18 protein-coding genes and 1 pseudogene are annotated in these 18,782 nt (G+C 73.0%); 14 read left to right on the top strand and 5 right to left on the bottom strand.

Features of this window, described 5'->3' with window-relative positions:
* Positions 1-116: 116 nt before the first annotated feature.
* Positions 117-2,327 (bottom strand): NADP-dependent isocitrate dehydrogenase, encoded by a 2,211-nt coding sequence (locus ACIPEQ_RS11650; RefSeq protein ID WP_402715297.1) that lies wholly within the window; start codon positions 2,325-2,327, stop codon positions 117-119.
* Positions 2,328-2,441: 114 nt separating this feature from the next.
* Positions 2,442-2,930, bottom strand: a complete 489-nt coding sequence (locus tag ACIPEQ_RS11645; RefSeq protein WP_402715296.1) for a hypothetical protein — start codon at positions 2,928-2,930, stop codon at positions 2,442-2,444.
* 162 nt (positions 2,931-3,092) lie between these two features.
* Between ACIPEQ_RS11645 and ACIPEQ_RS11640 the strand changes: the two genes are divergently transcribed.
* The 3 genes from ACIPEQ_RS11640 to ACIPEQ_RS11630 all read left to right on the top strand — a co-directional run bounded on the left by ACIPEQ_RS11640 (position 3,093) and on the right by ACIPEQ_RS11630 (position 6,661).
* Positions 3,093-4,184, top strand: a complete 1,092-nt coding sequence (locus ACIPEQ_RS11640) for a M23 family metallopeptidase (RefSeq protein ID WP_402715295.1) — start codon at positions 3,093-3,095, stop codon at positions 4,182-4,184.
* A gap of 142 nt (positions 4,185-4,326) precedes the next feature.
* The gene (locus ACIPEQ_RS11635) at positions 4,327-5,643 is read left to right on the top strand and encodes a hemolysin family protein (protein WP_402715294.1); all 1,317 of its coding nucleotides are present in this window, start codon (positions 4,327-4,329) and stop codon (positions 5,641-5,643) included.
* A gap of 112 nt (positions 5,644-5,755) precedes the next feature.
* Positions 5,756-6,661, top strand: coding sequence for a helix-turn-helix transcriptional regulator (locus tag ACIPEQ_RS11630; protein ID WP_209675726.1), 906 nt, complete (start codon positions 5,756-5,758; stop codon positions 6,659-6,661).
* 69 nt (positions 6,662-6,730) lie between these two features.
* Here ACIPEQ_RS11630 and ACIPEQ_RS11625 read toward each other — a convergent pair whose 3' ends face one another.
* Positions 6,731-6,979: a hypothetical protein gene (locus ACIPEQ_RS11625; RefSeq protein ID WP_402715293.1), complete on the bottom strand. Its 249-nt coding sequence runs from the start codon at positions 6,977-6,979 to the stop codon at positions 6,731-6,733.
* Between the two features lie 38 nt (positions 6,980-7,017).
* Between ACIPEQ_RS11625 and ACIPEQ_RS11620 the strand changes: the two genes are divergently transcribed.
* The 4 genes and pseudogenes from ACIPEQ_RS11620 (at position 7,018) to uraH (ending at position 9,304) form a co-directional block, all read left to right on the top strand.
* On the top strand, positions 7,018-7,692 hold the full coding sequence (locus ACIPEQ_RS11620; protein WP_402715292.1) for an SAM-dependent methyltransferase: 675 nt from the start codon (positions 7,018-7,020) through the stop codon (positions 7,690-7,692).
* Between the two features lie 179 nt (positions 7,693-7,871).
* Positions 7,872-8,354 (top strand): FBP domain-containing protein, encoded by a 483-nt coding sequence (locus ACIPEQ_RS11615; RefSeq protein ID WP_402715291.1) that lies wholly within the window; start codon positions 7,872-7,874, stop codon positions 8,352-8,354.
* A 143-nt stretch (positions 8,355-8,497) separates the two neighbouring features.
* Positions 8,498-8,965, top strand: a pseudogene (gene uraD / locus ACIPEQ_RS11610) (2-oxo-4-hydroxy-4-carboxy-5-ureidoimidazoline decarboxylase); the annotation flags it as partial.
* Positions 8,966-9,304 carry a hydroxyisourate hydrolase gene (uraH, locus tag ACIPEQ_RS11605; RefSeq protein WP_209676528.1) on the top strand — a complete coding sequence of 113 codons (339 nt, stop codon included), beginning with the start codon at positions 8,966-8,968 and terminating at the stop codon, positions 9,302-9,304.
* Positions 9,305-9,316: 12 nt separating this feature from the next.
* Here uraH and ACIPEQ_RS11600 read toward each other — a convergent pair whose 3' ends face one another.
* Together ACIPEQ_RS11600 and ACIPEQ_RS11595 are read right to left on the bottom strand one after the other, a co-directional pair.
* Positions 9,317-10,720, bottom strand: coding sequence for a nucleobase:cation symporter-2 family protein (locus tag ACIPEQ_RS11600; protein WP_402715290.1), 1,404 nt, complete (start codon positions 10,718-10,720; stop codon positions 9,317-9,319).
* Between the two features lie 197 nt (positions 10,721-10,917).
* Positions 10,918-11,904 (bottom strand): aldo/keto reductase, encoded by a 987-nt coding sequence (locus ACIPEQ_RS11595; protein ID WP_402715289.1) that lies wholly within the window; start codon positions 11,902-11,904, stop codon positions 10,918-10,920.
* A 95-nt stretch (positions 11,905-11,999) separates the two neighbouring features.
* Here ACIPEQ_RS11595 and ACIPEQ_RS11590 point away from each other — a divergent pair, with 95 nt between their 5' ends.
* The 7 genes from ACIPEQ_RS11590 (at position 12,000) to ACIPEQ_RS11560 (ending at position 18,737) form a co-directional block, all read left to right on the top strand.
* Positions 12,000-12,233, top strand: a complete 234-nt coding sequence (locus tag ACIPEQ_RS11590) for a hypothetical protein (RefSeq protein WP_402715288.1) — start codon at positions 12,000-12,002, stop codon at positions 12,231-12,233.
* A gap of 119 nt (positions 12,234-12,352) precedes the next feature.
* Positions 12,353-12,901, top strand: a complete 549-nt coding sequence (locus ACIPEQ_RS11585; RefSeq protein WP_402715287.1) for an acyl-CoA thioesterase — start codon at positions 12,353-12,355, stop codon at positions 12,899-12,901.
* Between the two features lie 43 nt (positions 12,902-12,944).
* Positions 12,945-13,529 carry a YdeI family protein gene (locus tag ACIPEQ_RS11580; RefSeq protein ID WP_402715286.1) on the top strand — a complete coding sequence of 195 codons (585 nt, stop codon included), beginning with the start codon at positions 12,945-12,947 and terminating at the stop codon, positions 13,527-13,529.
* An 80-nt stretch (positions 13,530-13,609) separates the two neighbouring features.
* Positions 13,610-14,491, top strand: coding sequence for an aldo/keto reductase (locus ACIPEQ_RS11575; RefSeq protein WP_209675736.1), 882 nt, complete (start codon positions 13,610-13,612; stop codon positions 14,489-14,491).
* 153 nt (positions 14,492-14,644) lie between these two features.
* Positions 14,645-15,226 (top strand): PadR family transcriptional regulator, encoded by a 582-nt coding sequence (locus ACIPEQ_RS11570; protein WP_402715285.1) that lies wholly within the window; start codon positions 14,645-14,647, stop codon positions 15,224-15,226.
* A complete protein-coding gene (locus ACIPEQ_RS11565; RefSeq protein WP_209823743.1) occupies positions 15,223-15,957 on the top strand; it encodes an ABC transporter ATP-binding protein in 735 nt (244 codons plus the stop codon). The genes ACIPEQ_RS11570 and ACIPEQ_RS11565 overlap by 4 nt, the downstream gene beginning before the upstream one ends.
* Complete coding sequence (locus ACIPEQ_RS11560; protein WP_402715284.1) at positions 15,954-18,737, top strand: hypothetical protein; 2,784 nt, start codon at positions 15,954-15,956, stop codon at positions 18,735-18,737. The genes ACIPEQ_RS11565 and ACIPEQ_RS11560 overlap by 4 nt, the downstream gene beginning before the upstream one ends.
* The last annotated feature ends 45 nt before the right edge of the window (positions 18,738-18,782 follow it).

The raw sequence follows: 18,782 nt of genomic DNA, 5'->3' as shown, positions 1-18,782 counted from the left end.
CGGGCACCCGAGCGGGCCGGTCGGGCACCCGAGCGGGCCGGTCCGGACGCGCCCCACGACGAACGGGAGGCGCGGTGCCAGCCGGCACCGCGCCTCCCGTTGCGTCGGGTCGTCGCCTACAGGGCGGCCAGCGCCTCGTTGAGGGTGGCGGACGGCCGCATCACGGCGTTCGTCTTCGCCGTGTCGGGGCGGTAGTACCCGCCGATGTCGGCCGGCCGACCCTGCACCGCGTTGAGCTCGTCGACGATCTGCGACTCGTGCTCGTCGAGCTGCGTCGACAGGCCCCGGAACGCGGCCGCCAGCTCCGTGTCCTCGGTCTGCCGGGCGAGCTCGTCGGCCCAGTACTTCGCCAGGTAGAAGTGGCTGCCGCGGTTGTCGATCGTGCCGATCTTCCGGCCCGGCGACTTGTTCTCGTCGAGGAACGTGCCCGTGGCGCGGTCGAGCGTGTCCGCGAGGACCTTCGCCCGCGCGTTGCCGGTCACACCCGCGAGGTGCTCGAACGACACCGCGAGCGCGAGGAACTCACCCAGGGAGTCCCAGCGCAGGTAGTCCTGCTCGACGAGCTGCTGGACGTGCTTCGGGGCCGACCCGCCGGCGCCGGTCTCGAACAGGCCGCCACCACCGAGCAGCGGGACGACGGAGAGCATCTTCGCCGAGGTGCCGAGCTCCATGATCGGGAACAGGTCGGTGAGGTAGTCACGGAGCACGTTGCCCGTGACCGAGATGGTGTCCTCGCCGCGGCGGATGCGCTCGAGTGAGAAGCGCATGGCGTCCTCGGGTGCCATGACCTCGATCTGCAGGCCGTCGGTGTCGTGGTCGCCGAGGTACGTGCGGACGAGTCCGATCAGGTTCGCGTCGTGGGCACGCGTCTCGTCCAGCCAGAACACGGCGGGCGTCGCCGAGGCACGGGCGCGGGTCACGGCGAGCTTCACCCAGTCGCGGATCGCGACGTCCTTCGTCTGGCAGGCGCGCCAGATGTCGCCCTGCTCGACGTCGTGCTCGATGACCGTCTCACCGGAGCTCGTGACGACGCGGACCTTGCCGTCGCCCGGCAGCTCGAAGGTCTTGTCGTGCGAGCCGTACTCCTCGGCCTTCTGCGCCATGAGTCCGACGTTCGGCACGGACCCCATGGTCGACGGGTCGAAGGCACCGTTCGCGCGGCAGTCCTCGATGACGGCCTGGTAGATGCCGGCGTAGCTCGAGTCCGGGATGACCGCGAGGGTGTCGTGCTCCTCGCCGTCCGGGCCCCACATGTGGCCGGAGGTGCGGATCATCGCGGGCATCGAGGCGTCGACGATGACGTCGCTCGGGACGTGCAGGTTGGTGATGCCCTTGTCGGAGTCGACCATCGCGAGCTCGGGACCGGCGTCGATCCCGTCGGCGAACGCCTGCGCGATCTCCGCGCCGTTCGGCACGCTGTCGAGCCCGGCGAGGATCGAGCCGAGGCCGTCGTTCGGGTTCAGCCCGGCGGCGGCCAGGTCGACCCCGAAGCGCTCGAACACGGTCGGGAAGAACGCGCGGATGACGTGACCGAAGATGATCGGGTCGGAGACCTTCATCATCGTGGCCTTGAGGTGCACGGAGAACAGCACGCCCTGCTCCTGCGCGGCGGCGATCTGGTCGCGCAGGAACGCCTCGAGCGCGCGGACGTGCAGGACGGTGCCGTCGACGACCTCGCCCGCGAGGACGGGGATCGACTGCTTGAGCACCGTGGTGTCGCCGTCGGCGGCCACGAACTCGATCGTCAGGGTGTCGTCGGACGGTGCGATCCACGACTGCTCGTTCGAGCGGAAGTCGTCCTTGCCCATCGTCACGACGTTCGTCCCGGAGTCGTGGCTCCAGGCACCCATGCGGTGCGGGTGCTTCTTCGCGTAGTTCTTCACCGACAGCGGCGCGCGGCGGTCGGAGTTGCCCTCGCGCAGGACCGGGTTGACGGCGCTGCCCTTGACGCGGTCGTAGCGGGCGCGGACGTCGCGCTCCTCGTCCGTGGTGGGCTCGTCCGGGTAGGCGGGCAGGTCGTACCCCTGCGCCTGCAGTTCCTTGACCGCGGCCTTGAGCTGCGGGATCGACGCCGAGATGTTCGGCAGCTTGATGATGTTCGCCTCGGGGGTCTTCGCCAGGTCCCCGAGCTCGGCCAGGGCGTCGTCCAGGCGCTGCTCGTCGGTGAGCCGCTCCGGGAACTGCGCGATGATCCGGCCGGAGAGCGAGATGTCGCGGGTCTCGACGTCGACCCCCGCGGTGCGCGCGAACGCCTCGACGACGGGCAGGAACGAGTGGGTGGCGAGGAACGGTGCCTCGTCCGTGAGCGTGTAGATGATCTTGGCCATGCTGGCGGGTACTCCCTTGTTCGACCGTGCCGGACCTCGGTCCGTCCACGGTACTCGCGGCGCGGATTCTCTCGACGTCAAGATACCGGGTCCGGACCCCGCGGTGGGGTGGGGTCAGATCGTGATCCGGAACACCCGGACGCCGGCGGCACGCAGCCCCGCGGTACCGAGGCGGGTCCGCATGCTCCGGAAGGGTCGCGTGAAGCCCGATCGGGCCGAGGCCACGCCGATCTGGTGGAGGACCTCGGACGTCAGCGTGCGCTCGACCTTCGGCGCGAGCCTGGTCACGCCCGAGACCGTGATGACGATGCGGACGGCGTTCGGCGCGAGCAGCGGCGCGATGAGCTCGGCGGCCTCCTGCGCCCGGTGGAACGCGGGGTCGTCGCCCGGACGTCGGATCGCGATGACGGCCAGGTCGGCCTCGGCGTGGTCGTGGGGGTCGGGCAGGTCGTCCACGCCGACGACCCGCATCCTGGCTGCGTCGACCCCCGCGCGGACGGCGGAGGTCCGGAGCACGGGGAGCAGCTCCTGCGTGCCCGCGAGCACGACCTCGGCGGTCGCGAGGTCGATGGGTTCGTGGCGTTCGCGCGGCGTTCGGGCCATGGCGCAGGTCCTTCCGGTCGCTGGACTCGGACACTACCGATGCCCTGCCCAGCAGGCACGCATCGCCGGTGACACGTCAGCGGACTGCCAGCCGTTCGGTAACGAGGAGATCACGACAGGCCCTGTACAAAGCGACAGACTCGTGCAGAATGGTCTGCGGCCATGACGACGACACACGACACCGACCAGCAGCAGCCGGAGACCCCGGTCGTGCACCTGTCCCGTCGCGCCGCCCTCGAGGCCGAGCGCGCAGCAGCCGGGAAGTCGGCTCGCCGCCCCCGGAACCCCCGTCCCGCTCGCCCGGACGTCGCCCCCGCGACCGCAGCCGTCGACCCCGCGTCCGCGGCCGACTCCCCCGCTCCGGCGGTCGCACCGACGCCCGCAGCGGCATCGCCGGCACCCGCTCCGGCGCCGCACACCGTCGCCGTCGCCGCGCACTCGGGTCGCCGCGCGACCGAGGCCCGCGCCACGACCGAGCACGTCGACGCCCGGATCACCCGCGTCGTCCGCCGCAGCGCGCCGAAGCCGGCGGCAGCAGGTCCCGCCCGTCCGAGCCGCACGCGCCGTGCCAGCCGGATCACGCTCACCAGCGCCGCAGCCGCCCTCGCGATGTTCGCCGCGTCCGCGATGCCCGCCCACGCCAGCGCCGGGACGTCGGTCGCGACCTCGACGCTGGCGCCACAGGTCCGGACGCAGGACTACGCCGTCACCCAGGCGGTCACGGCGAGCAACCTCGACCGCGACGACTTCACGGTCGGCGGCGGTCAGCAGGTCGTCGTCGCTGGCGACGGCAGTGCCGCGGGTGCGGTGTCGTACGGCGGCGAGGTCCGTTCGCCGTTCCCCGGCCCGGTGCGCATGAGCTCGGGCTTCGGCTACCGCTCCGCCCCGTGCGCCGCGTGCTCCTCGCTGCACCAGGGGCTCGACTTCAACCCGGGCATGGGCGCGCCGATCGGTGCCGTCGCCGCGGGCAAGGTCCGGGTCTCGGGCACCTACTTCTCGTACGGCACCGCGGTGATCATCGACCACGTGATCGACGGCCGTCGCGTCTCGACGCTGTACGGGCACATGATCCCCGGCTCCTCGCCGCTGCGTGCCGGTGACACGGTCGCCGCGGGGCAGTTCATCGGCAGTGTCGGCTCCTCCGGCGTCTCGACGGGCGCGCACCTGCACCTCGAGGTCCTCATGGACGGCGTCACCCCGATCGACCCCGAGGCGTGGCTCGAAGCGCGCATCGGACGTTCGCTCACCACCTGACCCGGACCCGGACCCGGACCCGGACCCACAGCACTCGCGCAGCACGGGTGCGGCGACGTCCCAGCGGACCTGTGCAGGATCACAGCATGGACGATCACCACAGACCGCCCGCCCGTCGCCGACCCTCGGCGGTGTCCCGCTGATGGACGCCGACACCTGGATCGCCTTCGGGCTCGTCATCCTCTTCGTGCTCGTCGGCGGTGTCTTCGCCGCCGCGGAGATCGCCCTCGTCTCGCTCCGAGAGTCCCAGCTGCAGCAGCTCGAGCGACGCGGGTCCCGCGGGGCCCGGGTGGCCGCCCTCGGCCGCGACCCGAACCGCTTCCTGTCGGCCGTGCAGATCGGCGTGACCGTCGCCGGGTTCTTCTCGGCCGCGTACGGTGCGTCGTCGATCGCCCCGGACGTCGCTCCGCTGCTGTTCGGCCTCGGACTCGACCAGGGCGCTGCGGAGGCCCTCGCGCTGGTCCTGATGACGCTGGTCATCGCCTACCTGTCGCTCGTGTTCGGCGAGCTCGTGCCGAAGCGCCTCGCCCTGCAGCGCGCCGAGGGCTTCTCGATGGCCGTTGCGCCGACGCTCGACCGCTTCGCGACCCTGATGCGCCCGGTGATCTGGGTGCTGTCGAAGACCACGAACGGCGTGGTCCGGCTGCTCGGCGGCGACCCGGACGCCCGCAGCGAGTCGATGAGCACCGAGGAGCTCCGCGGCCTGGTCGAGGACCACGACGCGATCGACGCGCAGGGCCGCCGCATCGCCCGGAGCGCCCTCGACGCCGGCGACCGGATCCTCCGCGAGTCGATGCGCCCCTGGTACGACGTCTCGACGATCGACGCCTCGCTCAGCATCGCCGACGCCACCGACCACGCCATCGGGGTCGGCCACACCCGCTACCTGGTCACCGAGGGCTCCCGCGACGACGTCACGGGCTTCGTGCACCTCCGCGACCTGCTCCGACCGACCGACCCGACGGCACCCGTCTCGACGCTCGTGCGTCCGGTGCTCGCGCTGCCGGAGACGAAGTCGCTGTCGAGTGCGATCGCGGACATGCGCACCGAGGGACACCAGATCGCGCTCGTGGTGGACGAGTACGGCGGCAGCGCGGGCATGGTGACGCTCGAGGCGCTGCTCGAGGACCTCGTCGGCCGCATCCGCGATGAGTACGATCCGCCGGCAGCCGAGTCCGACGGCATCGACGGTGCGACCGTGCTCGAGGACCTCGCGGCCGACGGCGGCCCCCAGCTGCCGGACGGCGACTACGAGACCGTCGGTGGACTCGTGCAGGTGCACCTCGACCGGGTCCCGCAGGTCGGCGACGTCGTCGACGCCGGCGAGCACCGCCTCGAGGTCACCGAGATGGACGGGCACCGCGTGGCGCGCGTGCGGGTCACGTCGCGTGCCGCCGACGCCGCCGAGGCGGCGCCGACGACCGCCGAGCCGGTGCACGCGGTCCCGCCCGTCGCCTAGCCGAGCCGCCACCGGACGGGAGGCGCGGTGCCGACGCGCACCGCGCCTCCCGTCCGTCACGGGTACCGCCGGTGCCTGTCGTCGCGACGGTGCCGCCACGTACGCTCGTCACATGGGTATCGACGTGCGCAACGAGATCCGTGACTTCCTGTCCTCGCGACGGGCGCGGCTCACTCCCGACGAGGTCGGGATGCCGTCGTTCGGCGGCGGCGTCCGACGGGTGCCGGGCCTGCGTCGGCACGAGGTCGCGATGCTCGCCGGGGTGAGCGTCGACTACTACACGCGACTCGAACGCGGTTCGCTCAAGGGGGTCTCGGACAGCGTGCTCGAGGGCCTCGCCGGCGCGCTGCAGCTCGACGAGGACGAGCGGGTGCACCTGTTCGACCTCGCCCGCCTGGCCAACGCCGGCGTCAAGGTCATGCACCGGAACGTACCGACGCGCGTCCGACCGGGCGTGCAGCGCCTGCTCGACGCGATCACCGGCGCGCCCGCCTGGGTGCGGAACGAACGCGGCGACGTCGTCGCGACGAACGAGCTCGGCCGCGCGCTGTACGCACCGATGTTCGCGGGGCCGGGCCGTCCCGTGAACACGGCGCGGTTCACGTTCCTCGACCCCGCTGCACGCGACTTCTTCCCGGACTGGGCTGCGACCGCGCGCGAGGCCGTCGCGGTCCTCCGTGCCGCCGCCGTCGCGAACCCGTGCGAGCCCGGTCTCGTGACGCTCGTCGGCGAGCTCTCCACGCGCAGCGAGGAGTTCCGCGGCTGGTGGGCCGCGCACGACGTCCGGGTGCACCGACGGGGCGGCAAGCGCATCGCGCACCCGATCGTCGGCGAGCTGCAGCTGGACTTCGAGGCGCTCGAGCTCGTCGCCGACCCGGGGCTGACGATGTTCACGTACTCGGCGGAGCCGGGCAGCGAGTCGGAGCGGTCGCTCGCGCTGCTGGGCACCTGGGCCGCGACGGAGCGGTCCGAGCGGCTCGCCGCAGTGCGCGCGGGCGACGCCGAGCAGGACGACTGACCGGCTGACCGGACGACAGCCGTCGTCAGCGGTCGGGCGCCGCGCGGTCGGGCGTCACGGGGTCGGGTGTCACGGAGCGGGCGGTCCTGCGGGTCCGTCCGTGCGAGGGCTGCCGTCGGTCGGGTCGTCGCTGTCGAGCGTCTCCACGAGCGCATCGACCCGGAGCCGGTCGATGCGCAGCTCCTTCTCGGTCGCCGTCAGCCGCAGCACGCGGACGGCGGCGAACACGAGCACGATGAGCGCGATGACGAGCACGAGCAGCAGCAGCACGACCGCCAGGTAGACGATGCTGACGACGGCGAATCCCCCGGAGACCATGCGACGACGCTAGCAGGGTGCGTTCGTAGGGTGGGGCGATGACGAGGATGCCGGTGGACGACGACACTGCGGCGCTGCTGCGGCGACACCGCCGCCCGGAGCCCTCGTTCGTCCGCGCGGTCGCGACGGCCCTCGGCGGTGCCCGCACCGTGCGCGAGGTCCGACCGGGACCGGTCTCGTACGTCCCCGCGGACCGCGATGCCGTCGCCGGGGACGCCGACGCCACGCTGCTGACCTTCCCGACCGTGGACGCACTCACTGCGCTCGCGCTCCCCGCCGGTGGTCGTGTCGTCGTGCTCGCGCGCGACCCGGACCGCCTCCGCGCCGGATGGCTCGCCGAGTACGCGTCCGCGGTGGTCGCCGCCGAGGCGGACACGCTGCCGACGATCGACCGACTGGCGACGCTCGTCGGGCCGTCCGTCGAGGTCGCGCGCCTGCCGGTGCCGTTCACCTGCGTGGACGGCTTCGGCGAGAGCTACTACGCGCGACCCGAACGGCTCCTCGACGCCGACGTCCGCGCCGCCGACCCGGCGTGGGGCCTGGTCGACGACCTCACCGCACGTCGATCGGTCGCCGCCCTGCGGAACGCGCTCGCGTCGGGCGAGTGGGACACCCGGTACGGGGCGCTCCGCCGTCGGCCGACGCTCGACGGGTCGGTCGTCCTGCTGCAGCCGCTCCGTGACCGGGCCGTCGGCCCGACACGCCCGGCTTGACACACCGTCGTAGGCTGGGACCGTGAGTCAGCAGGAGGTGGTCGGCGCGCAGAGCGCCGGCATCAGGGCGTGACGCCCCCGGCTGTGCCGCTCGGCACGGCCGCGTCCGTCGAACCCTGACCACCCCTCTGCCCGTGCGGCGCGCATCCGCGCCCGGGCCCGTCGAGAGCGACCACACCGTGCTGCCCATCAGCGAGAAGACCATCCGTTCGTCCTTCGTCAACGCCTCCCGCAAGGAGGTCACCGACCTGACCCTGCCGACCGACCTCGAGACGCGGGACTGGGAGTCGCTCGACTTCCTCGGCTGGCGCGACCCGAAGACCGCGCGCCGTGCGTACGCCGTCGTCCCCACGCTCGAGGGCGACCTCGTCGGCATCCTGTTCCGGCAGGCCGAGGCGTCGCCGCGTGCACGGGCGCAGTGCTCGTGGTGCCAGGACGTCAAGCTGCCCAACGACGTCGTGTTCTACGCCGCGAAGCGCTCCGGGAAGGCCGGTCGGAACGGCAACACCGTCGGCACCCTCGTGTGCCAGGACTTCCAGTGCTCGCGGAACGTCCGACGCCCGGTGCCCCCGGCGTACGAGGGACACGACGTCGAGGCCGCCAGGGTCCGTCGGATCGAGGACCTGCAGCTGCGCGTGGCCTCGTTCGCCGCCGAGCTCTGAGATCGACGAGCCTCGACCCCACCGAGCCCGCGGAACGCAACCACGGCGGGTGCCCGCAGCGCTCTCCCGCTGCGAGCACCCGCCGACGTTGCGCTCTGCGGAGGAGCTTCGGGGAAACGCCGGCGTAACGCGGGGTCCCTAGGGTGTGGCGGGTGGACCTCCGCGACTTCGACTCCGCCCCCGCCGACGACGCCCGACGGACCGCCCTGCACTGGGCGGCGGTGCCCGGCTGGGCCGACACCCTGGTGGCCTCTCGGCCGTTCCGCACCGTGCCGGCCCTGATCGCCGCGGCGACCCAGGCGGCGGCAGCGTGGACCGCGGCGGACCTCGACGCCGCCCTCGCCGAGCACCCCCGCATCGGTGAGCGCACCACCGAGGCGTCGTCGGCCAGGGAGCAGGGCGCGATGGCGACGGCAGCGGACGACGTCGCAGCGGCGGTCGCCCGCGGGAACGCCGCGTACGAGGACCGGTTCGGCCGGGTGTTCCTCGTGCGTGCCGCCGGTCGGACGCCCGAGGAACTCCTCGCCGAGCTCGAGCGACGGCTCGCCGGTGACCCGGACACCGAGGTCGTCGAGGCGACCGCTGCCCTGGCCGACATCGCCGTGCACCGGATCCGTGCGACCTTCGGCGTCCCGCACCTGACCACGCACGTGCTCGACGCCCGCACCGGCACACCGGCCTCGGGCGTCGCGCTGACGCTGCGCACCCCCGAGGGCGAGGTCCTGGCCACCGGGGCGACCGACGCGGACGGTCGCGCCGGACTCGGGCCGGACGTGCTGCCGCGGGGCGATCTGGAGCTGCGGTTCGACACCGGCGCACACCACCGCGCCGCCGGGGTCCCGTCGTTCCACCCGTACGTCGTCGTGGCGTTCACGGTGACCGGGACCGAGCACCTGCACGTGCCGCTGCTGCTGAGCCCCTTCGCCCACAGCACCTACCGCGGCAGCTGACCGCGCGGCGCGTCAGGCGTGGCCGTCGCCGACCGTCGCGACCGGCGCCGTCGAGCGCACCGCGTCGTAGGACCCCGCCACGGGGTCGTCGCCGTACCGCTCCCGCAGCCCGTGCGACCCGAGCAGCAGGTTGAGCAGGATCGCCGCGACCGCCCCGGCCGAGATGCCCGAGTCGAACACGAGCGTGAACCAGGTGGGGAACGCGCCGTAGATCTCCGGCGCGACGGTCGGCAGCAGCGCGATCGCGAGCGGCAGCGCCACGACGAGCACGTTCCGGTTGTCGAACCGCACCTTCGACAGCGTCCGGATACCGCTCGCCGCGACCATGCCGAACAGGGCGACCCCGGCGCCGCCGAGCACCGCGTGCGGCACCGCTTCGACGACGGCCGCGACCTTCGGCACGAGCCCGAGGACGACGAGGATGCCGCCCGCCGCCGTCGCCACGTACCGGGAGCGCACGCCGGTCAGCGCGACCAGCCCGACGTTCTGCGCGAACGCCGTGTACGGGAACGTGTTGAAGACCCCGCCGAGCACCGTGCCGAGGCCGTCCGCCCGCAGTCCGTCCCCCAGCGTGCGGCGCGACACCGGACGGTCGACGACCTCGCCGACGGCCACCATGTCGCCCGTGGTCTCCGTCATGATGACGAGCCCGACGACGAGCATCGACACGATCGAGGCGAGGTCGAACGTCGGCAGGCCGAAGTGGAACGGCGTGACGACGGCGAACCAGGCGGCGTCGCCGATGCCGGATCCGTCGACCATGCCGGGGACGAACAGCGCCGCCACGGTGCCGAGGACGAGCCCGAGCAGCACCGAGACCCGGGCCAGCCCGCGCGGCGCGAAGCGCTCGACGAGCACGACGGCCAGCAGCACCCCGGCCGCGAAGGCGACGTCGAGCGGATCCGCTGCGCCGTCCTTCCCGCCCTCGGTGATCCACCCGGCGGCGACGCTCGTGAGCGAGACGCCGATGATCAGGATCACGGTGCCGGTGACGATCGGCGGGAACAGCCGCACGAGCTGCGAGAACCACGGCGCGACGAGCACCATGAAGAGCCCGCAGGCGATCGTCGCCCCGTAGACCGCCGTGATGCCGTGCGCGCTGCCGATCGCGATCATCGGGCCGACGGCAGCGAAGGTCACGCCCTGCACGAGCGGCAGGCGGACCCCGAAGCGCCAGAAGCCGACGGACTGCACGATCGTCGCCAGCCCGGCGACGAACAGGTCTGCGCTGATCAGGAAGGCGAGGTCCGCCCGGTCGAACCCGAGCGCCCCGCCGACGATGAGCGGGACGGCGACCGCCCCGGCGTACATCGCGAGGACGTGCTGCAGACCGAGCGGCAGCAGTCGTGCGAACGGCGGGACCGTGTCCACCCCGTCCGGTGCGGTGGTCGTGCCTGGTGTCCTCGTGCTGGTCATGGGTGCCCCCGTCGCGTCGCCGGTCACGTGTCACCTCGACGCTAGGGAACCCCTGTTTCCACGCCGTGACGAGCACGGGTCGCGCGCATCACGAGACCCGGCCCCGGAACGCGCGTTCCGGCTGTGCACCGGCGACGACACCGACGGGAGGCCCGTGGCGGGGTCGCCACGGGCCTCCCGTCCGTCTCCTGGGCGCGTCAGCGACCGATGGACGACATGTCCGGGTACCGGTCACCGGTCGGGACGGGCAGCGCCGACAGGCGGTCGAGCTGGTCGGCGGACAGCGTCACGTCGGCGGCGCCCACGTTCTCCTCGAGCCGGGACACCCGCTTCGTACCGGGGATCGGGACGACGTCGTCGCCCTGCGCGAGCAGCCAGGCGAGGGCGACCTGGCCCGGCTTCGCGCCGACCTCGTCGGCGATCTCCTGCACGGCGTCGACGATCCGCATGTTCTCGGCGAAGGCCTGCTCCGCGAAGCGCGGGTTCTGCCGGCGGAAGTCGTCCTCGTCCAGGTCCGACGGCTTCGTGATCGCGCCGGTCAGGAACCCGCGGCCGAGCGGCGAGTACGGCACCAGGCCGATGCCGAGCTCGCGGAGGGTGTCGAGCACCTCGCCCTCCGGGTCGCGCGTCCAGAGCGAGTACTCGCTCTGGAGCGCGGTGACCGGGTGCACCGCGTGGGCCTTGCGGATGGTGGCGGCGCTCGCCTCGGAGAGCCCGATGTGGCGGATCTTGCCCTCCTGCACGAAGCCGGCAAGCTGGCCGATCACGTCCTCGATCGGGACGGCCGGGTCGACGCGGTGCTGGTAGTAGAGGTCGATGTGGTCGGTGCCGAGGCGGCGGAGCGAGCCCTCGAGGGCCTCGCGCACGGACTCGGGAGCGCTGGAGATGCCGCGCTGCTGGGTCGGGGTCTGCTCGCCGGACTCGTGTCGGTACAGCCCGAACTTGGTGGCGATGACGACCTGGTCGCGGCGGTCTCCGAGGGCACGGCGGAGGAGTTCCTCGTTCGTGTACGGGCCGTAGGCCTCGGCGGTGTCGAAGAGGGTGACGCCGAGGTCGATCGCGCGGTGGATCGTGCGGATCGACTCGTCGTCGTCGGTGCCGGCGCCCGTGTAGAAGGCGCTCATGCCCATGGTGCCGAGGCCGATCGGGCCGACCTCGAGGTCTGCGAGCTTGCGTGTCTGCATGCATGCAGGTCTACTCCCGACCGCCCCTCGTCAGGGAGGTACCGGCGCGGCTACGCTGAGGGGACGGACAGTGTCCGCGACGGGAGGGGAACGTCATGACCGTGGTCTGGATCGTCATCGGGGTCGTGGTGGTCATCGCCGCCCTGCTCGTCGTGCTCGAGGTGCAGAACGTGCGCCGCCGCAGGGCCCTGGCGCACCTGGAACCCGTCGACCCGCGCGTCGGCGAGCGCGCGATGTCCGAGGCGTCGGCAGCGCACGCGGTCATCGAGGGCCAGGCGAAGTCGGCGCACCCGGGCATCAGCGGCGCCGGGGGCGGTCCGCTCGCCTGAACGAGCCCGACCGGGCGGTTGCAGGTTCCGCTGCACGGTGTTGCACTCGACACCGGACGCGCTCGTGCGGTTCCTCCAACGGGATCGGAGGCACAGCCCGGCACTGGTGTGATCGATCCGTGAACCTGTACCTCCGGCTCTTCCTGCTCGGTCTCCGCCTGCGGCTGACCGCCCTGCGACCGGGCCCGCGGCCCTCGCTGTGGACCGAGGCCCGGACGCCCTTCCGGGTCCTGCCGACGGACCTGGACACGTTGATGCACGTCAACAACGGCCGGTACCTGACGCTGATGGACCTCGGCCGGTACCACCTGTTGCACGGGTCCGGCTTCTGGCAGGAGTCCGCCCGCCGCGGCTGGTACGCCGTCGTGGCCGCGCAGACCATCACGTACAAGCGCTCCCTGACGCTCGGAGAACGCTTCACCCTGCACACCCGGGTGCTCGGCGTCGACGAGCGTGCCGTGTACATGGAGCAGACCTTCGTCCGGCAGGGTGCGGTCGTCGCGCGGGCGGTCGTGCAGGCGCGGTTCCTCCGGCGCGAGGGCGGCCAGGTGACGCCCGACGAGGTGGTGGCCGCGGCGGGCGGCGCGGCGCGGGACCTCGCGCTGCCCGACTGGGTGCACGAGTGGGCCGACGCCGTGCGGATCAGCAGCGGCGACAGCGTGCGCTGATCCCGGTGCCTGCCGGTGCCGGCGTCCGTCCTACGATGACCACGTGGACGACGACGACCTGGTGCTCCCCGACGCCGCCGCCTGGCGTGCCTGGCTCGACGCGCACGAGGACGATCCCGACGGCGTCTGGCTCGTGCTCGCCAAGAAGGGCACCACGGAACCGACCTCGCTGACCTACGACCAAGCACTCGACGAGGCCCTGTGCTCCGGGTGGATCGACGGACAGAAGCGCGGACGGGACACGGCGACGTTCCGACAGCGGTTCACCCCGCGCCGCCGGGCGTCGCTCTGGTCACAGCGCAACATCGGGCTGGTCGCCGTGCTCGAGGACGCCGGTCGCATGGGGGCGCGCGGTCGCGCCGAGGTCGACCGGGCGAAGGGCGACGGCCGGTGGGACCGCGCCTACGCCGGTGCCGCCACCGTGACGGTGCCCGACGACCTGCGGGCCGCGCTCGACGCCGCACCCGCCGCGGCCGCGCTGTTCGCCGAGCTCGACGCGACGAACCGGTACGCCGTCCTGCACCGGGTCGTCACGGCACCGAGCGACGCCGCGCGGGCGAACCGGATCGCGAAGCTCGTGAGCGGGCTCTCGGTCGGTGAGACGCCCTACCCACGCCCGGGTCGCTGACCGCCGCGCGCGCTGGCTACGTGAGCGCCAGGGGGACACCGACCCAGCAACGGGTCACGCCACGGGCGTAGACCGGGGTCATGACCACTGGTACCGACACCACGAACCGTCCTGCCGCCGCCTCGGGCACGTTCCGCATCGGCGGCGACCTCGAGGTCCACCGCCTCGGCTACGGCACCATGCAGCTCACCGGCCCGGGCGTCTGGGGTCCGCCGAAGGACCACGACGAGGCTGTCCGCGTGCTCAAGCGCGCCGTCGAGCTCGGCGTGGACTTCTTCGACACCGCCGACTCCTACGGCCCCTACGTCGCCGAGGACCTGCTCCGCGAGGCCCTGCACCCGTACGGCGACGACATCGTCATCGCCACCAAGGCCGGCCTGACCCGCACGGGGCCGAACGAGTGGCCGCCGGTCGGCCGTCCGGAGTACCTCCGCCAGGAGGCCGAGATGAGCCTCCGCCGCCTCGGCCTCGAGCGCATCGACCTCTTCCAGCTGCACCGCATCGACCCGAAGGTCCCCCTCGAGGACCAGGTCGGCGAGCTGAAGAAGCTGCAGGACGAGGGCAAGATCCGCCACATCGGCCTGTCCGAGGTGTCGGTCGACGACGTCAAGGCCGCGCAGCAGCACGCCGAGATCGTCACCGTGCAGAACCTCTACAACCTGCAGAAGCGCGACGCCGAGGAACTCCTCGACTGGTCCGAGGAGCAGGGCATCGGCTTCATCCCGTGGTTCCCGCTGGCGACCGGCGGCCTGACCGGCGAGGACTCGCCGCTCACCGAGATCGCCCAGCGCAAGGGTGCGACGCCGGCGCAGCTGGCGCTCGCCTGGCTGCTGAAGCGCTCGCCCGTGATGCTGCCGATCCCGGGCACCTCGAGCGTCGACCACCTCGAGGACAACCTGCAGGGCGCGACGATCGAGCTGTCCGACGAGGAGTTCCAGGAGCTGTCGAAGCTGGGGGAGTGAGTCCACCCGACACCGGACGGGAGGCCCGTGGCGACGCTGCCACGGGCCTCCCGTCGTCCCGTGACCACTTCGTGACCCGTCTCGGCTTGTCCAGGCCTACCGCGTATGTGCATACTCGGTATGTCCGAAGCGGACGGAGACGGGGGAGTCACGATGAGCGTCAAGATGGGCGTACTCGCGCTGCTGGTGGGAGGACCCGGGTACGGGTACCAGCTCAGGGGGGAGTTCGAGCACCGGACCGGTGGGAGCTGGCCCCTCAACATCGGCCAGGTCTACACGACGCTCGACCGCCTCGAACGCGACGGCCTCGTGGCCCGCGGGGACGCCGACGACGACGGTCACGTCGTGTACACGGCGACCGACGCCGGCCGCGAGGAGGTCGCGCGCTGGTTCAGCGAGCCGGTGCCCGCGAAGCGCGGGCGCGACGAGCTCGCGATCAAGTTCGCCCTCGCCGTCACCGTGCCCGGCGTCGACGTCCCACGACTCGTGCAGGTGCAGCGCGCGTCGGCGATGCGCGCACTGCAGGACCTGACCCGGCTCAAGCGGACAGCCGATCCGTCCGAGGACCTGGCGTGGTCCCTGGTCCTCGAGTCGATGGTCTTCCAGGCCGAGGCCGAGGCGCGCTGGCTCGACCACGTCGAGAGCTCGGTCGCGCGACACATGCCGCCCGAGGTACGCGATCCCGACCCTCGGGGCGGATCCATCGCCGCTGCGGCACGTGCGGCCGTCCGATGAGCGCGTCCGGGACGACTCCGCTGCTCGCCCTCGACGCGGTGAGCGTCCAGTACGGCACCGGTGAGCGATCAGTGACTGCCCTGGCTGGTGTTGATCTGGCGATCGCACGCGGGGAGATGGTCGCCGTCATGGGGACCTCCGGGTCCGGTAAGTCGACCCTCCTGGCCTGCGCCGGCACCCTGCTGCCACCGACCAGCGGCGAGGTCCGCATCGACGGCGAGTGGGTCTCCGACCGTCCGGCCCGCGAGCTCGCGGCGCTCCGGCGACGCCTGGTCGGCTTCGTGTTCCAGGACTTCAACCTCATCCCGTCCCTGACCGCGGTCGAGAACGTCGCACTGCCGCTCGAACTCGACGGCTGGAAGGCGAGCAGGGCCCGTCGCGCAGCCGAACTCGCGCTCGAGAACGTCGAGCTCGGGGACCGCGCCGACGCCTTCCCCGACGACCTGTCCGGCGGGCAGCAGCAGCGCGTCGCCATCGCCCGCGGCGTCGTCGGCGAACGGCGCCTCGTGCTGGCCGACGAGCCGACCGGCGCGCTGGACTCGCAGACCGGCGAGGTCGTGCTCCGGATGCTCCGTCGGCACGTCGACAACGGCGCGGGTGCACTGCTCGTCACGCACGACGCACGGCACGCGGCCTGGGCGGACCGGGTGGTCTTCCTGCGCGACGGGCGGGTCGTCGACGAGACGGTCTACGCCGGCGTCGAGACCCTCGTCGGTCGAGCAGCCTCGTGAGGATCGGGCCGGCGCTCCGACTCGGACGCCGCCTGGCCTTCGCGAAGATGGGCCGTGCCGCCCTGATCGTCTCGCTGATCGGCATCCCGACGACGGGGTTCGCCGCGGCCGCCGTGGTCGTGCAGTCGACGCAGGCGACCACCGAGGAGTCCCTGCGCTACGACCTCGGGCACGCAGCCGCGCAGATGCGACTGGTCGGACCGGACGTCGCCGGCCTGCGCCAGGACCCGGTGCAGTGGCAGTACACCGACTCCGCTCCGCACAGCCCGGCGGCCGACGCCACCGAGGACACCCCCTGGGCCGACCTGCTCGACCAGGTGCCGGACGGGGCCGAGGCGATCTCGGTGTCGACCACGCAGGTCGTCGTCGCCGGACCGGGGGCGCCGGTGGCCGTCCCCACCGTCGAGGGTGCGACCTGGTCGCCCGTGCTCGACGGGCACTGGCACGTGCTGAGCGGCAGCGCGCCGACGTCGGACGACCAGCTGATGGCCACCCCGGCGACGCTCGAGCGGCTGCGCGTGGCCGTCGGCGACACCGTGACCGTCACCGACCCGGTGCGGAAGCGCTTCACCGTCACGGGGACGATGCGCGACGCCGCGGAGGACCCCGACGGTGAGGGCCTGTTCGTCCCGTCGGGCTCCCTGCCCGCGAGCGACGGTGGTGCATCGTCGTCCCGAGGCAGCGCGGACCTGACGGTGTTCCTGCCGACCGACGCCCCGACGTGGTCGGAGATCCGCGCCCTGAACGCCCACGGCGTCGTGGTGCAGTCACGGCCGGTCGTGCTCGACCCGCCGGACGACCGACTGAGCGGCGGGGGGATCGGCAACGCTGCGACCGCCTACTACGGTGCCCTGGCGCTGCTCGGGGTGTTCGCCGCGTTCGAGGTGGCCCTGCTCGCGGGAGCCGCGTTCCTCGTCGGCACCCGGGCGGACACCAGGACGCACGCGATCGTCACCAGCCTCGGCGGTGAGCGCGGCTTCGTGCGGGCGGTCGTCGCCGGGTCCGGGTTGGTGCTCGGGCTCGTCGGTTCCGTGCTCGGGACGGCGCTGGGCACCGGGATCGGCGTGCTGACGTTCCGGCTGCTCGACGACGGCAGCGTCACGAGGTGGCCGGGGCTGCACGTGCCGGTGCTCGTCCTGGTGACCGTCGCCGCGGTCGGTGTGGTGGCCGGTCTCGTCTCCTCGCTCGTCGCCGCCCGGGCAGCCACCCGGATCGACGTGCTCGCGGCCCTGCGGGGGTCCCTGCGCCCTGCCGCTCCCCGACCCCGCACCGAGCGGCGCCGTCGGGCGTGGGTCCCGGTGCTCGTCGTCACGGGCACGGTGATGACGCTGGCGTGCGGGGCCGGCGTGCTCCTGCTCGACGACCGGCCCGTGCAACAGGACCGGTGGGCGTGGGTCGTCGGCGTCGGGGTCGCGCTCGGCCCCTGCCTGGTGCAGCTCGGCGTGGCCCTGGCCTCGCCGTGGATCCTGGCCGCGGTCGCCCGTGCCGCGTCACGACTCGGGCTCGCGGCCCGGATCGCCGCGCGGGACGCCCGCCGCAACCCGGTCCGGACCGTCCCGGTGCTCGCGAGCGTCATGAGCGTGGTCTTCGTCGCCTCGGTCGTCATCACGTGGAGCGCGTCCGAGCACGCCCGGTACGTCCGCCAGTACGAGTACGCCACCGCGGTCGGGGTCGCCACCGTCGACGTCGGGGCCTCGGATGCGGAGGGCTACCCCGCCGGCTACGACGCCATGCTCACCGCGAAGGCGGCCCGCGTGGTCGCCGGCGCACTCGGCAGCGCCGACGTGCACGTCCTCGCCGTGAACCGCGAGAGCGCCGGGAAGAACCCGACGACCGTCACCGTGCTGCACGACTTCGCCCGGCGGGAGTGCCCGACGACGAACACCACGACCTGCGCGAGCTTCCTGCAGTCCGTCGGGTCGGGCACGCCGCACGTCACCGCGGGGACCCTCGACGACTACGCCCTGCTCACCGGACACCGGCCCTCCGCGGCGGTCCGGCAGGCGCTCGAGGACGGACGGGCGGTGTCGCTCTGGCCGGAGTACGTCCACGACGGCGCCGTCCGGATCGACACCTGGCGCGACCGCACTGCCGACGACGTCGACCCGCTCGAGCGCAGTCGTCCGGACGCGACGACGACGATCCCCGCGATCGCCGACGTGCAGACGCCGCGGATCCAGGTCGGGGTCTTCATGACCCGGGAGACCGCTGCCGCGCACGGGGTCCCGCTGGTCGACGGCGTGCTCGCGGTCGACCTTCCCGAGGGCCTCGGCACGCGTGGGTACGACGACCTGTACGCGGCGTGGCAGGCCGGCGGCGGCGCGGACCGCGAACGGTGGGGTGGTCCGACGCCGATGGTCGAACTCGGCCCGGTCGACGGCCAGGCGACCGTGCAGGCGCTCGTCCTCGCGCTGGCCGCCGCCGTCACCATCGGCGCCACCGCCGTCGCGGTCGGGCTCGCCCGCTCCGACGGACGCCGTGACGACGAGGTGCTCGACGCGGTCGGGGCCGCTCCGGTCGTGCGGCGCCGGGTGTCCGCGTGGCAGGCGGCGATCCTCACCACGATCGGCGCCGTCGTCGGCACCCTGCTCGGGCTGCTCCCGATCCGCGCCGTCACCCTCCGGTTCGGCGACGGTCCGCTCGGAGCGACCCACATGCCCTTCGTGCCCGACTGGCCCCTGCTCGCCCTGCTCGCCCTCGGCCTGCCGCTGGTGGTGACGGTGGGCACCTGGCTGACCGCGGGGCGCGGGTCCCGTCCGGCGGTGCGCCGTGCGCACTGACCGCGGGAGCGTCACCGGCCGCGAACCTGTGAACGGCCACGAGGA

Source organism: Curtobacterium sp. NPDC087080 (genome assembly GCF_044745105.1).
In the GTDB taxonomy this organism is placed as follows: Bacteria; Actinomycetota; Actinomycetes; order Actinomycetales; family Microbacteriaceae; genus Curtobacterium.
The sequence above is the reverse complement of the archived record's forward strand: the minus strand, read 5'-3'. Positions and strand labels throughout refer to the sequence as shown.

Coding starts and splice junctions, on each gene's coding strand:
- ACIPEQ_RS11645 (WP_402715296.1), bottom strand. CDS start 2,930: ATGGCCCGAACGCCGCGCGAACGCCACGAACCCATCGACCTCGCGACC.
- ACIPEQ_RS11640 (WP_402715295.1), top strand. CDS start 3,093: ATGACGACGACACACGACACCGACCAGCAGCAGCCGGAGACCCCGGTC.
- ACIPEQ_RS11625 (WP_402715293.1), bottom strand. CDS start 6,979: ATGGTCTCCGGGGGATTCGCCGTCGTCAGCATCGTCTACCTGGCGGTC.
- ACIPEQ_RS11600 (WP_402715290.1), bottom strand. CDS start 10,720: ATGACCAGCACGAGGACACCAGGCACGACCACCGCACCGGACGGGGTG.
- ACIPEQ_RS11630 (WP_209675726.1), top strand. CDS start 5,756: ATGGGTATCGACGTGCGCAACGAGATCCGTGACTTCCTGTCCTCGCGA.
- ACIPEQ_RS11595 (WP_402715289.1), bottom strand. CDS start 11,904: ATGCAGACACGCAAGCTCGCAGACCTCGAGGTCGGCCCGATCGGCCTC.
- ACIPEQ_RS11575 (WP_209675736.1), top strand. CDS start 13,610: ATGACCACTGGTACCGACACCACGAACCGTCCTGCCGCCGCCTCGGGC.
- ACIPEQ_RS11565 (WP_209823743.1), top strand. CDS start 15,223: ATGAGCGCGTCCGGGACGACTCCGCTGCTCGCCCTCGACGCGGTGAGC.
- ACIPEQ_RS11650 (WP_402715297.1), bottom strand. CDS start 2,327: ATGGCCAAGATCATCTACACGCTCACGGACGAGGCACCGTTCCTCGCC.
- ACIPEQ_RS11590 (WP_402715288.1), top strand. CDS start 12,000: ATGACCGTGGTCTGGATCGTCATCGGGGTCGTGGTGGTCATCGCCGCC.
- ACIPEQ_RS11620 (WP_402715292.1), top strand. CDS start 7,018: ATGACGAGGATGCCGGTGGACGACGACACTGCGGCGCTGCTGCGGCGA.
- ACIPEQ_RS11570 (WP_402715285.1), top strand. CDS start 14,645: ATGAGCGTCAAGATGGGCGTACTCGCGCTGCTGGTGGGAGGACCCGGG.
- ACIPEQ_RS11635 (WP_402715294.1), top strand. CDS start 4,327: ATGGACGCCGACACCTGGATCGCCTTCGGGCTCGTCATCCTCTTCGTG.